At 38.3% G+C, this 14,582-nt stretch carries 10 protein-coding genes; 7 read left to right on the top strand and 3 right to left on the bottom strand.

Translation table 11 applies throughout. The features are described 5' to 3' along the window. Positions 1 to 13: 13 nt before the first annotated feature. Entirely contained in the window at positions 14 to 3,007 is a 2,994-nt protein-coding gene (locus tag ACMZ42_RS01490; RefSeq protein WP_415730312.1) for an efflux RND transporter permease subunit, read from the top strand. 141 nt (positions 3,008 to 3,148) lie between these two features. Here ACMZ42_RS01490 and ACMZ42_RS01485 read toward each other — a convergent pair whose 3' ends face one another. Beyond that, on the bottom strand, positions 3,149 to 5,161 hold the full coding sequence (locus ACMZ42_RS01485) for a multicopper oxidase family protein (RefSeq protein WP_415730311.1): 2,013 nt from the start codon (positions 5,159 to 5,161) through the stop codon (positions 3,149 to 3,151). 468 nt (positions 5,162 to 5,629) lie between these two features. On the opposite strand from ACMZ42_RS01485, the gene ACMZ42_RS01480 reads away from it, so the two are divergent. The 6 genes from ACMZ42_RS01480 to ACMZ42_RS01455 all read left to right on the top strand — a co-directional run bounded on the left by ACMZ42_RS01480 (position 5,630) and on the right by ACMZ42_RS01455 (position 10,457). Next, a complete protein-coding gene (locus tag ACMZ42_RS01480; RefSeq protein ID WP_370082224.1) occupies positions 5,630 to 6,112 on the top strand; it encodes a DUF5590 domain-containing protein in 483 nt (160 codons plus the stop codon). A gap of 16 nt (positions 6,113 to 6,128) precedes the next feature. After that, entirely contained in the window at positions 6,129 to 7,322 is a 1,194-nt protein-coding gene (locus tag ACMZ42_RS01475) for a pyridoxal phosphate-dependent aminotransferase (RefSeq protein ID WP_370082222.1), read from the top strand. Positions 7,323 to 7,350: 28 nt separating this feature from the next. Beyond that, on the top strand, positions 7,351 to 8,646 hold the full coding sequence (asnS, locus tag ACMZ42_RS01470) for an asparagine--tRNA ligase (RefSeq protein WP_370082220.1): 1,296 nt from the start codon (positions 7,351 to 7,353) through the stop codon (positions 8,644 to 8,646). 96 nt (positions 8,647 to 8,742) lie between these two features. Beyond that, entirely contained in the window at positions 8,743 to 9,471 is a 729-nt protein-coding gene (locus tag ACMZ42_RS01465) for a DnaD domain-containing protein (protein ID WP_415730310.1), read from the top strand. Between the two features lie 12 nt (positions 9,472 to 9,483). Then, entirely contained in the window at positions 9,484 to 10,146 is a 663-nt protein-coding gene (nth, locus tag ACMZ42_RS01460) for an endonuclease III (RefSeq protein ID WP_415730309.1), read from the top strand. After that, positions 10,143 to 10,457, top strand: a complete 315-nt coding sequence (locus ACMZ42_RS01455; RefSeq protein WP_415730308.1) for a YpoC family protein — start codon at positions 10,143 to 10,145, stop codon at positions 10,455 to 10,457. Before nth ends, ACMZ42_RS01455 begins: the two co-directional genes overlap by 4 nt. A gap of 592 nt (positions 10,458 to 11,049) precedes the next feature. Here ACMZ42_RS01455 and ACMZ42_RS01450 read toward each other — a convergent pair. Further along, complete coding sequence (locus ACMZ42_RS01450; RefSeq protein ID WP_370082212.1) at positions 11,050 to 13,785, bottom strand: PBP1A family penicillin-binding protein; 2,736 nt, start codon at positions 13,783 to 13,785, stop codon at positions 11,050 to 11,052. Then, a complete protein-coding gene (gene recU / locus ACMZ42_RS01445) occupies positions 13,782 to 14,432 on the bottom strand; it encodes a Holliday junction resolvase RecU (RefSeq protein WP_370082210.1) in 651 nt (216 codons plus the stop codon). Before recU ends, ACMZ42_RS01450 begins: the two co-directional genes overlap by 4 nt. Positions 14,433 to 14,582: the final 150 nt, after the last annotated feature.

Below are 14,582 nucleotides of genomic sequence, written 5' to 3'. Positions count from 1 at the left end.
AGGGAGGAGCAATATGAAACGATTCATCCGCTTTTGTATGAAAAATACTTTAACAATGATATTAGTAATACCTCTTATTATTGTAGGAGGAATTTATTCATTACAAACATTACATAGTGAGAAGTACCCGAATATTGATATTCCATATTTAACAGTAGTTATTCCTTATCAAGGAGCTTCACCTGAACAAGCGATGAATGATATAGGGGAGCAAATGGAAAGGGAATTTAAGAAGCTAGAAGGGAGAAAAAATGTTTATACAAACGGTGTAGCCAATGCCGTATATTCAACTATTGAATTTGAAATGACAATGAATATGAAGGAAGCGGAGCAGCTCGTAAGGAGAAGTGTAGATAAATTACAGTTGCCTAAATTTGCAGGGGAACCGAGGTATGAATTAACTAAACCTGGTGGAAACCCAATAATTTTCTCAATGGGTATATATGCTTCAGATAAAAATGACGAAGTTGAAACTTATGTAAAGAATACTATAATTCCACAACTTTCTGTAATAGAAGGTATAAGTGATATAGAAATTAGTGGAACAACGGAAAAGTTTGTCATTATTCAACTCCTGCCACATCAATTGATGACAAGAGGAATTTCTTTAAACGATGTTCGAGAAGCTATTTTGGCAAATAATCTTTCAATGCCGACTGGAGACATCTCCATTTCAAATGAAGTATTGCCAGTACGAATAAATAGCGAGCTAAAATCTATTGAGGACATTAAAGACATAAAGCTTTTTACTAAAGAAGTAAATTCGCAAAATATTACAACCACGAATTTAGGCGAAATAGCTGAAATTTCATATGAAAGTGATTACACAAACAATATGACACGCATTAACGGAAAACCTGGCGTAAGTTTCAGCATTATTCCTGAAGGTGGTGCTAATACAGTAGCAATCGTTGATCAAGTGAAAAAAGAAATAAATAATTTAGCGATTCCGGAAGATTATAAAGTCGAAATCTTACGTGATCAATCCATCGAAATTAATCAATCGGTCCATTCAATGCTACGTGAAGTATTTTTAGGGGCATTAATGACAATCATCATCACCTTATTATTTTTAAAAAATATCCGTTCGACCATTATTGCCGTCATCTCCATTCCGGTCTCAATTTTTGCATCTTTTCTTTTGTTGAAAGCAATGGGATATACATTAAATATTATGACACTTGCTGGTATTGCTGTAGCAGTTGGGCGAGTTGTAGATGATTCAATTGTCGTCATTGAAAATATATTTAGAAGAGTAAGAGCTTCAAAAGAAAGAAATGTAGAATTAATAGAGCAGGCTACAAGTGAAGTAGCATCTGCGATTACTTCTTCAACGATCACAACTGTTGCTGTTTTCTTACCACTTGCCTTTGTGCCAGGAATAGTAGGAGGTTTTTTTAAGCCACTTGCATGGACTATTGTTATTTCATTGTTGATTTCATTAATTGTTGCTGTAACCGTTGTTCCAATATTGTCCAAGATCTTTTTATTAAAAATTACGCCTAAAGAATCAAGTGAAAATAGACTTCAAACTTGGTATCGCAACAGTTTGACTTGGGTTTTACATCATCGTTTAGTTACTTTAACCGTCGCAATATTAATTTTGATAGGTTCTATTTTCATTATTGCACCGAGGCTAGGGACAACCTTCTTGCCACAAGAGAAAGTGAATGATTTCAAGGTCGACATCACAATGGCAAAAGGAACTGCTCCAATGAAAACAGCTGATGTCGTAAGTAGAGTAGAAAATATATTATTAGATCGAAAGGACATCAACCTTATAAATACTAATATTGACGGACACTCTGGAAGTGCGACGATTTCATTCGTTGTCAATGATTCTGTTGGAAATTTGACCGACTATGTAAATGACGTTCGCCTACAATTAACAACGATCTCTGAACCAGAGGAAATGACAGTATCAGGTATCGGTGGAATTATAGGAGGGGAAGAAAGCAGATACACCCTAGTTGTAAACGGGGCGGATTTTGAGGATATTAAAAAAGCAAGTGAGCAGATTACAACGGCTTTAAAAGAAGTACAAGGGATGAAGGATGTTACAACATCTTTAGAAGGAGAAGTACCTGAAATCGTTTTCGATTTGGATGATAAAAAACTTGCTGCAAAAGGATTAACTCCAGCTATAGTTGCACAAAGCCTTCGAACACTCATTAATGGTGATGTAGTAACGACCATGAGACTTGAAGAGGAAACGAGAGAAGTGAACCTAGGTTTGAAAATGGATGAGGTTACATCTCTTAAAGATTTAGGACAGCTCCAAATCAGTAATGCAATGGGAATGCCTGTCTTTCTTCATGAAATAGGAGAACTGAAGAGGGTTAATAATGTAACTTCAATTACTCATCTAAATGGCAATGAATATATCATGGTGTATGGAACTATTACTGATGAAAAAGTAGGAGATGTAACTGCAAAAGCAGATAAGGTACTTAATAACTTACGGCTTCCTGAAAATATTAGCTATTATAAGGAAGGTGTATCTGCATCGATGGATGATGGTTTCAAAGATTTGTCGATTGCCATAGCAATTAGTGTTATCTTAGTTTATTTGGTTATGGTTTTTACCTTCAAAGAAGGAAAAGCACCGTTTGTTATCTTGTTCGCTATTCCATTTTCTATTATAGGTGCATTAATTGGACTTTATATTATGAAGGAACCAATCGGTATGCCAGCAATGATCGGTTTACTAATGCTAAATGGAATTGTCGTAACGAATGCTATCGTTCTAGTTGATAAGGTGAAGCAATTTGAAAGATGTGGAATGACCAAGCAAAAAGCTTTAATTGAAGCAGGGGTCGTACGTATTCGCCCAATTTTGATGACTGCAATTGCAACAATGGGTGCATTAATCCCGATGGCTATTTCGAATGAAACTGGGATGATATCGAAGTCTCTTTCTGTTGTAGTTATAGGAGGGCTATCTACTTCTACTTTTTTAACATTGTTTATCGTACCTATTCTTTATAGTCTATTTAAAAAGAATTAAAATCATAGAGAGGTAGGGACATAAGTATATTTTCAAGAAAAGAATTTCTTTACATCAGAAAAGCGCGAGAAATCAATGTTTCTAAAATTGATTTCTCGCGCTTTTTAAGAGTTGCCCAGTTTTGTCCCAGCCTTTTTAACATTAGTACCATCTTCTCCGACGCCTAACAGGTATCCTTTGCCGAGGCAGAGACTCAGCAGACGGGAAGATTGGTTGGGGGATGCTTTCAATATCAGAACGAACAATTTGGTGTTCCGGGGGTTCTACTTTTGAAAAAGTGATATTTTGAGTATTGTTCAAGAGTGGAGAAGATTGCTGATTATATTCCACATTGTCTTCTAAATGAGTTGTTTCAGTAGAGTGAGTAGTGTTTTGAGTACTAGTTAAGAGAGGGATAGTTTGCGGAGTATATTCTATTTCGTCTTCTAAATACGTTGTTTGCATTGAAGCTTGAGAGTATTCAGTTGGCGTGATGTGTGCAGTAGTGTTCAAGAGTGGTACAGTGTGCTCATTATTGCCCATAACAATAGTAGAGTCGTCATGATGCTGTTCTTGCGAATGCTCTATTTCATGTTGGATTTCAGCATGTGGCTCTTGCACAGGGTGAACATCCTCCATGACAAGTATTGGTCGCATCATGTCATGATCTTCATGCTCTAGGAAATGGCAATGCCACATATAATGACCGGCATGATCTTTCCAATGCATAATAATTTTCGTAACTTTCCCTGCTTCCGCTTTTACAGTATCCTTCCAACCTTGCTCATAGTTATGCGGTTTTTCAGGGGGACCTGTAAATTCCAGTCTACCTTCATTTTGATATAGCTCCATATCGAAAGGGCGTCGTTCTAGTATTTTAAATTGAATTAAATGTAGATGAATAGGGTGAACAAACTGCGTGGCATTGATAAAATTCCAAATCTCTATACTATCAAGTGCAGGCTTTTCGGTAGTAGGATCATGATACATACGATTATTTAATAATAACATTGGTCGACCAAAATCGTCTGTCGTAGCAGTTAATGGTAAGTGTCTCTCGATATGTGCATCGTGTGAATGTAAATCCATTGATACTGCGAGTCTTTCGGGTATTTCACTAGTATCCTCACATTTTAGAGGAAGACACACGTTAAACTGCATGATTACTCGTGTATGTTCATCAATGAAATCTTCATCAGAATTGACTAACGTTATTTCCTGACCTTCACATGATGAAAAATCGACAATAACATCTGTTCGTTCTGCCGGCAATAATTCTACAGATTGAATTTCTTGAGGGGCTGTTAAAAAGCCTCCGTCTGTTCCGATTTGTATCATAGGCTCATCGTTTGAAAGGCTAATGACATAACCTCTTCTATTCGAACCATTGAGAAAACGAAATCTATACTTACGAGGCTCGACATTTAAATAAGGCCAGACCTTGCCGTTTACAACGATGGTATTACCAACAAAACCAGGTGTAATAGATGGATGAACGGGAACTGGAAATGGTGGTTCATCAGGATAGAAAAGTGAGCCGTCTTCATTAAACGATTTATCTTGTATTAAAATAGGATACTCATAGTCACCACAAGGTAGGTTAGAACGCTCCTCAAGCGAGTCTCGAAGTAAATAAAAACCGGCTAATCCAGCATACACATTTAAACGAGTTAGCGCCATTGCATGATCATGATACCACAGTGTTGTGCCTGGTTGATGATTAGTATATTCATGTATTTCTTTATTGAACTTTGGACCTGTTTGCGCATAATCTCTTGTATACCATGCATCGGGATGGCCGTCACTCTCCCAATCTACATTTGCGCCATGTAAATGTGTAACAGTTCTTACTTCCTTTGAATCGTTTGCCACATGAAGTGAAAAATCAACGGGTAAAAAGTGGTTTAAGGGCAATTGATTTTTATATCTAACATAAATGCTTTTGTCTTTTGTAGCCTCAATTGTCGGTCCGGGATAAAGCCCGTTATAGCCCCATATGATTGATTTTGGGAAATCTTTATGGAAAGAATGCTCTGCTTGCATCATTTTAAGTTCATAATAGTTTTTTCTCTGTTGACCTTTATAATATTTAGGTTTAGCGGTAACCGGTTTTGGCAGCTCATCCACAAATTTAGGTATTGTTGCTGGATCTGTAGGATTAACTTCTTTAGTCAAAACATCACGTCCCTTTTCAATTCTTAAAATTGCTCATTACCTTATCATATGGGTAAAAACAATAGGCAACTAGGACAATAATGGAGATAATTGTTCTTAATAAAAAAATATCTACATTTAACTGTGCTATTTGTGAATTATTATAGGTTTTTTAGTGGCAAATTTTACTTCCTCTTTGCAATTGTGAATAGGAATTTTTAAATTGAAAGGGTTATTATTTTTATGGGTTGCACTAAAAAGAAAAAAATTACTACCCGAATCATTTGAAAACGTTATTCTATCAACGTACAATATATGAAATTAAGAAACACGACAGCACAAAATTGTTGTATAATGTTGTGGTATGAGGAAAGAAAGCAGGTTGACAAAAATGGAAAGCAAAATGAATGTATACGCAGTTATAAACATACAAAAGCATCAGGCATTGGGGTTAAAGAATATGCTAGATGTGAAACATAAGGTGAATATATGAAAAACTGGTTGATTTTCATTTCTGTCTTTATGGTTTCGTTGTCACTTGTCATTAGTATTTTAGTACTCTGGAAAGCCGAGGCTCCATTCCATTCAATTGAAGATCAGGCTGAACAGTTGGCACTCGATGCCAAAGCCCTCGCAATTGTCTCGGAGTCTTACACATATAATGGCAAACATTCGTATGTCACTGTGTTCGGGGTAGATGAATATGGTGATAAAAAAGCTGTCTTTGTTCCGACGAATCTAAAAGCTGATTCAATTAAGGAAGTACTTTTAAAAGATGGTATTACGGAAAAGCAGGCATTATCGGTTTTGAAAAAAGAAGGCAATGTACAAAAAGTCCTTAATATCAAATTAGGCTATGAGGAGCCAGGTGCTGTTTGGGAAATTACATACCTAAACGATCACGATAAGCTCAACTATGTCTATATTATGTTTAAGGACGGCGACTGGTGGAAGCGCATTACGAATTTATAAGAGGAGTAGATCCCGTATGAAAAATTTATTAGCAAACCGTGTAAAAACTTTAACACCTTCTTCAACTTTAGCAATTACTGCGAAAGCAAAGGAATTAAAAGAGCAAGGTATTGATGTTATTGGTCTAGGTGCTGGTGAGCCTGACTTCAACACGCCACAAAATATTTTAAATGCTGCTATTGACTCGATGGAAAAAGGTTTAACAAAATATACACCTGCTGGCGGTCTTCCAGTACTTAAGAAAGCGATTATCGATAAACTTCAACGCGACAACAATCTTACATACAAGCCGAATGAAGTAATTGTAGGTGTTGGAGCAAAACATATTCTTTATACTTTATTCCAAGTTATTTTAAACGAGGGCGATGAAGTTATTATTCCAATTCCTTATTGGGTATCTTATCCTGAGCAAGTAAAATTAGCGGGCGGTGTACCTGTTTATGTGGAAGGCACACGTGAGCAAGGCTATAAAATTACTGCGGATCAATTAAGAGCTGCTGTGACAGATAAAACAAAAGCGGTTATTATTAACTCTCCTAGCAACCCATCAGGTATGATTTATTCTCGTGAAGAGATTGCTGAAATTGCTGCTGTTGCAGAAGAAAAAGATATTTTAATCGTGTCAGATGAAATTTATGAGAAGCTTGTATACAATGGTATTGAGCATTTTTCAATTGCACAGCTATCTGATGCAGTGAAAGCACGTACAATCGTTGTAAATGGTGTTGCAAAATCTCACTCTATGACAGGTTGGCGTATCGGGTATGCTGCAGGGGATGCGGACATTATTAAATCAATGACCGATCTTGCATCACACTCTACATCAAACGCAACAACAACTGCACAATATGCAACAGTGGAAGCGTATAATGGACCACAAGACGCTGTAGAAGAAATGCGTCAAGCATTCGAATCTCGTCTTGAAAAAATTTATCCACAGGTAAGTGCAATTCCTGGCTTCAACGTTTTAAAACCTCAGGGTGCATTCTATTTATTACCAGATGTAGCGGAAGCTATGGCTCATACTGGCTATGATTCAGTAGATGCATTCGCTTCGGATATTTTAACGGAAGCAAACGTAGCAGTGATTCCAGGTTCTGGATTTGGTGCACCAACTACAATGCGATTATCTTATGCTACATCTTTAGACTTATTAGAAGAGGCAGTCCGTCGAATTGATACATTTGTAAAATCAAAATGGCAAGACTAATCCTTTTAACCAACTTTGGAGGATTTCTATGAAAAAAATTATGATTCAAGATATGCCAAAGCATATCGGCGAAACAATCAAGCTAGGTGCTTGGTTAGCGAACAAACGATCAAGTGGTAAAATTGCCTTTTTACAACTACGTGATGGTTCTGGCTTTGTACAGGGCGTTGTTGTAAAAGAAGAAGTAGGCGAAGAAATTTTTGCCATTGCAAAAGGTATGTCCCAAGAAACTTCTATGTACATTACAGGAGAGGTTAAAGCAGATGAGCGTTCAAGCTTTGGTTGTGAGCTTGTTGTAACTGGTATTGAAGTGCTTCACGCTGCAACAGATTTTCCGATTACGCCAAAAGAACACGGTCCTGAGTTTTTAATGGATAACCGTCACTTATGGCTACGTTCTCGTAAGCAACATGCGATCATGAAAATCCGTAACGAAATTATTCGTGCAACTTATGAGTTTCTTAACAACACTAGCTTTACAAAAATGGACCCGCCAATTTTAACTGGATCATCTCCTGAAGGTACTTCTGAGTTATTCCATACAAAATATTTTGATGAAGATGCATTCCTTTCACAATCTGGTCAGCTTTACTTGGAAGCGGCTGCGATGGCTTTAGGTAAAGTGTTCTCATTCGGCCCAACATTCCGTGCTGAAAAATCTAAAACACGTCGTCACTTAATCGAGTTTTGGATGATTGAGCTGGAAATGGCGTTTGTTGAATTTGAAGAAAACTTAGAAATGCAAGAACAATACGTGGAGCATATCGTGCAATCAGTTCTGGCAAATTGCAAATTAGATTTAGAGCGTCTTGGCCGTGATACATCTAAACTTGAAAATATTAAAGCACCATTCCCTCGTATTTCTTATGACGATGCCATTAAATTATTACATGAACAAGGATTTGACGATATTGAATGGGGCGATGATTTCGGTGCACCACATGAAACAGCAATTGCTAATTCATATGACAAACCTGTATTCATCACATGCTACCCAGTAGGCATTAAGCCGTTCTACATGCAACCACATCCTGACCGCGATGATGTAGTATTATGTGCAGATTTAATTGCACCAGAAGGTTATGGTGAAATAATTGGTGGTTCTGAGCGTATCCATGACTTTGATTTATTAAAATCTCGTCTTGAAGAACATCATTTATCTTTAGATGCTTATGCATGGTATTTAGAGTTACGTAAACAAGGCTCTGTGCCACATTCAGGCTTCGGTCTTGGATTAGAACGTACAGTAGCATGGATTTCTGGCACGGAGCATATTCGTGAAACAATCCCATTCCCACGTTTATTAAACCGCTTATACCCTTAAGCAATTTAGGTTTTGAAAGTGTAAAATTAAAAAAGTCGCGTAGTGATATGTCTACGCGGCTTTTCTACTTACGATGGAAAAGGAGTCAAGTATAATATGAGCGCAAATAATAATCGACTCCGTACATGGACTGAGCAGAGAATGATTCAAATTCCTCAGCTTTTTTTTCAGTTTTATAAGGAGTTAAATATTGAGGATGATGAGGCACTTATTGTTATGCATTTACTTGCATTCAATATAGAGGGGAATGATTTTCCAACGCCTAATGATCTAATGAATCGTCTAACAATGCCTAGCAATGACATTACTTCACGTCTACAGCGATTAATGCAAAAAGGTTTCCTAGGAATAACAAGCGACGTCGATGCAAGTGGCAAACTATATGAAAAATACTCGGTATACCCACTGTGGGAGCGTATTATGCAGATAATTGAAATGAAGGAACATCAAAAATCCGCAACATCACTTCGACAAGAAGAGGGGGAGGTTTTCCGATTATTTGAAGAGGAAATGGGGCGTCTTTTATCTCCTTTAGAGCTAGAAAAAATCGGATTTTGGTTAGATGAGGATAAGCACAGTCCGGCGCTTATTAAGGAGGCGCTTAAGGAGGCTGTGTTTGCTGGCAAGCTAAGTATTCGTTATATTGATCGAATATTACTGGAGTGGAAAAAGAAAAATATTACGACACCTCAGGCTGCACAGAAGCAAAGCGAGCAGTTCCGTGAAAAACAAACATTTAACCGACCGCCAGTCCGAACAGTGCAGCAAGAAACGCAGTCGACAAATAAAGTACCATTTTATAATTGGTTAGAAGAAAGAGAATAGGGGGCTTCCAACATGTTAACAAAAAAACAATGGGAGCATTGTCTAGCGGAAATGGATCGTATGTTTCCTGATGCACATTGTGAATTAGTACATGACAATCCGTTTGAACTAACTATTGCCACGTTATTATCGGCACAGTGTACAGATGTACTTGTAAACAAAGTAACGAAAACATTGTTTCAAAAATATAAAAAGCCGGAAGATTACTTAGCTGTATCTTTAGAAGAGCTGCAACAGGACATTCGCTCCATTGGTTTGTATCGAAATAAGGCAAAGAATATTCAAGCATTATGTCAAAGGCTATTAGAGGAATACGAGGGAGAAATACCTGCAAGTCGAGAAGCGCTAGTCACATTGCCTGGAGTTGGTCGTAAGACGGCTAATGTCGTGTTGTCTGTTGCTTTTGAAATTCCTGCCCTTGCAGTGGATACACATGTAGATCGCGTCTCTAAACGATTAGGGCTATGTCGCTGGAAGGATTCAGTGCTTGAAGTCGAAGAAACAATTATGAAAAAAACACCGATGGACAAGTGGTCGAAAACACATCATCAACTAATTTTCTTCGGTCGTTATCATTGTAAAGCTCAAAACCCTAACTGTCACACTTGCCCTTTACTTAATGACTGTAGAGAAGGGCAAAAGCGTTTAAAGAAAGGGTTGGTGAAGGAAGCGTGAATGTAGAGGCACTTGAAAAGGAAAAAGTAGATGCCTGGTTTGCAGAGTGGGTGGAACTCGAAGGCAAAATTCATGCAGCTCATGATGCAAGAAATGGTGAAGCAAAAGGATTGATGGACATGGCCATTCTATTGTTTAAACGCTTAGTGCAAGAAGTAGGGGATGAAGTGTTGCCTATTAACGGTGTCGAACGATTAACCTTTATAAAAGCAAAGCCTGGCCAATATGCCTGTTATCGTCAGCTCGATGAATTATTTAAGGAAACAAAAAAACGAGCAGCACGGCTACGCTTGCAGGCTGCAAAAAAGTAATACAACAAATAAACACAGAAATATAAAAAGAGGCTGGTACATAACTGGTCAAAACCTTAAAAGCGCGAGAAATCAATTAATGTTGATTTCTCGCGCTTTTCTGTGGTCAAAGTGTTGAGCCATTTCCACAGTCTATCGCTACGTTTTCGCGCAAAAAAAGTAACTTTTGAAGTTTCAAATTATCACTAGCCATGCCAAAGAAACATTCTATGTGATGTGGTTGATTGGAGTGGAGGCTGGGCGACTCCTTGGGGATTAGCAATAGAGGAACGAAGGCTAAGACCATCACATCTGTGATAACGCCTTCGTGGCCAACATCGGTGCTGCTGCCGCTGCGTTAGCACTACGCTTTCGCGCAAAAAACATCTGTTGGCCCGAGACCCTGGAGCGAAGCGAAGCGGCTCATCGGACGCCCCCAGGAAGCTTTGCTCTGTGCGAAAGCGAAGCGTCAGCGACAAAGCGCCCAGGCCGGAACGGAAATCAACCTCTCGTTTTGCTGAAGAGTCATACTTTATTATGACACTTTGACTTATAGACATATAGTTTTCCAACAACAAAAAAGCAGAGTAGCGTTATGCTACTCTGCTTTTTTTTATTCAGTACTACCGGTACCATCATCCGGTGCGGTTGGTTCAGTTGGCGTTGTTGGTGGCTTACTACCATTATTGTTGCCATTGTTACCTGGGGGGGTACCGTTATTTCCTGTATTACCGTTGTTACCATTCCCACCAGCGTTACCATTCCCACCAGTGTTAGCATTGCCATTATCATTACCATTGTTGCTGTTATTGCCATTGTTACCATTTCCGTTACCATTGTGGTTACCGTTGTCCCCGTTGTTGCCATTTTGATCAGGTGCTGTTGGCTCCTCAACATCAGGTTGATCCGGAGTATCTGGCTCTTTATCTTTATCTTTATCTTCTTCATCAGTCGTACCGGTTACTTGGAAGGTAGCTGTACCTGGTTTACTGCGTGTACCATCAACAACTGCTACGACAGAAATCGTGTAATTGCCATCTTCCAGTTGTTTGCTACTAACTGTTAAGCCTTTTTTATCCGTTTTACCAAGAGAAATAGTCTCTCCACCTTCTCGTTTAGCAGATACCTCGAAGGTAGTTGGTAGTGGTTCATCTGTTTCCGGATTAAGCATGGCATCATGCTCCCAAGAAATATTGATAGATTGACCTTCTATATCAAGGCTTGCACTTACATTGTAAGGTGTAGATAGTTCTGGCACTGCGTATTCATTTGAAACTTCCTTAGGCTCTGTACCACGTACAAATAGCTCTGTTTGACGTTTCTCACTTGGAGTGAAATTACTTGCTAATTTAAGTGGCTTTGTGCCTACTTCAATTGTAGCTTCCACAACTGAGTTTGGTTTTTTGAAACGTGGTGTTTCAACGTTCGCCGAAATCTCTTTCATAATTTGTTTAAATAAATGTTGTGGTAAACGACGTTCATCCCAAGTTGTAATAGGATCAAAGTGTCCTTCATAACCACTCCAAATAGCGATTGAATAGTTTGTAGTGTACCCAGCAAACCATGAATCCGGTACACTTGTATCCGGTAAATTATGCTTGCTAAAATCAGCAGCTGCGTAGTTTGTTGTACCTGTTTTACCTGCGATATCTAATCCAGGTACATTTGCTGCAGTACCTGATGCATCAGGCTTATTGCCGACAACGTCACGTAACATATCAGTCACCATATAAGCTGTATAATCACTCATTGCTACATTTGGCTCTGGTGTGTAGTCTTTTGTTGTTTTACCGTCACGGTAAACGATTTTTGTAATTGCATAAGGATCAGTGTAAACACCGTTATTCCCAAATGCTGCAAAGGAAGCTGCCATTTGAGTAGGAGACATTGTAATATCCCCACCACCAATTGCATCTGATTCCATAACGCTTTCAGTATTAATACCTAAACGACTAGCAAAATCTTTAGCTTTATCAGGACCGACTTCTTTAAATGCTTTAACAGCCGGAACGTTGCGTGAAGCATACAAAGCTTTACGTGCTGTTATTGCACCCATATATTTATTATCCCAGTTCCTGATCGTTTGTTTTCCTCCTGAGTAGGTCATAGGTTCATCTACAATTGTTTGACCAGTTGACCATTTTAAATTTTCAACTGCTGGTCCATAATCTAGTAATGGCTTCATCGTTGAACCTGGTTGATGTTTTAAGTCATATGCATAGTTCCAACCGCGTTCAGTCCCATAATTGCGTCCGCCACCGATTGCTTGAATTTGACCAGTTTTCGTATCAATGACTGACACACCCGATTGAATCTCTTTTGTTGGGAAGTTACTGTCATCGTTCATAATGTTTTCAACAATTTGTTGTGCTTTTGGATCAAGTGTTGTATATACTTTAATTCCTTCAGCCATTGCACTACCATCACCGTTTTGCTCTAGCTCATTTATAACGACATCAAGGAAGGCATCGTATTTAGAGCCAGAAAATTTTTGACGTGTTGCATCGTCAGCTAGGCCAGCTTGAACGTCTACTTTCTTAGCTTCTTCCATCTGAGCTTTTGTAATTTTACCATGTTGATACATTAATCCTAGAACTGTATTACGACGTTTTTCTGCAAGTTCAGGATTTTTCAATGGATTGTAAGCATTTGGACGTTGTACTAAACCTGCAAGTAATGCTTCTTCATCTAAAGTTAAATCTTTTAGTTCTTTACCATAGAAATATTGGGCTGCTGTACCGAAGCCATAAACACGACCTGACATCAGCATTTTGTTAAAGTACATTTCAAAAATTTCTTCTTTTGTATATTTACGTTCTAATTGGAAGGAAAGCCAAGCTTCCTGTGCCTTACGTTTTAATTTTTTTTCATTTTGTAAAAATGAGTTTTTAACAACTTGTTGTGTTAATGTCGAAGCCCCTTGTGCCCCGAAGCCATCACGGAAGTTAGCGAGTATTGCACCACCAAGGCGATAAAAATCCATACCACCGTGTTCGAAAAAGCGTACATCTTCCGTTGCAAGGATCGCGTTAATCATATCCTGTGGTATATCTTCATATTTTACATATTTACGGTTTTCTGCACCAATCGTTGCAAATAAATCACCGTTTTTATCATAGAATTCTGAGGAAACTGGGTCCTTCAGTAAGTTCTCATCTAGTTCAGGTGCGCTACTTGCATAATAGGCGAATAACCCCGCACCTCCAATAAAACATGCAGCTATAACAGCTACTATTGTTAATGTAATGCGCTTAAACCATTTTTTCTTCGATGGTTTCGGAGCGCTTTTTTTATTTTTTTGAGCGAGAGCCTTTTGATGCTCACCGCGTGTCGGACGACGTTCAGTCATTCTACTATCTCCTCACTTTCAGAACCATGGCTTTTTGCTTCAATTAGCTTTTGGACAATCGGTAAATAATCGATCCGTGGATAATAGCTTGTAGGAATTTCAAAAGCTTCCTTTTCTATAGTTGAAAAGGGAATCGATTTACGTTCACCGTTTTCCATCGCTAGCCAGGCCTTTTGTAAAACATCGTATGGCACGATAAAATATCGTTCAAAAGCTGAGAAACGAACGATAATAAAAGCCACACCATTTTGTTCCGTCACTTGCTGCATATGTGTCATTTGATGTACGTGAATATTCTTTAGTGGAAAACTGGTCTTTGAAGCAGTTTCCTTTGCATCAAAATCAATATAATGCCCATTCCAAACACCATTGTAATCTGTTGTCGACGGTGTCCGGAAATAAGCCTCACGAATAACTGCAGCACTTCGTGATGGGTACTCTACTTTGACGATTTGCACGGGAACAGGTTTCTTATGAATGATAGCAAGTCGCCTTTTTACATAATAATCGTTTGCTTCATTAATTTCATCTTCTAGTGTTTTCCCTCGATTACTAAAAGAAAAATCCTTGTCCTTTCCCTTTTTGGCTGTTTTTTGAACAGTTGGATTAGGGGAATATAATTTCCCATTCGGATAACGAATTGTCACGTAGTTCACCCTCTATAATACTGCTATTATACAATAGTTTACCATGATTAAGTAGCAGTTCTCCACTTCTATTAATAGTATGATTGATGCTAGATTAACTATGGTTTAAATTACCATTAAATAACTGATCTTTGGGCAATTTTCGCCTCT

This window comes from Lysinibacillus sp. NPDC056185 (assembly GCF_047737915.1).
Classification (GTDB): Bacteria; Bacillota; Bacilli; order Bacillales_A; family Planococcaceae; genus Lysinibacillus.
The sequence above is the reverse complement of the archived record's forward strand: the minus strand, read 5'-3'. Positions and strand labels throughout refer to the sequence as shown.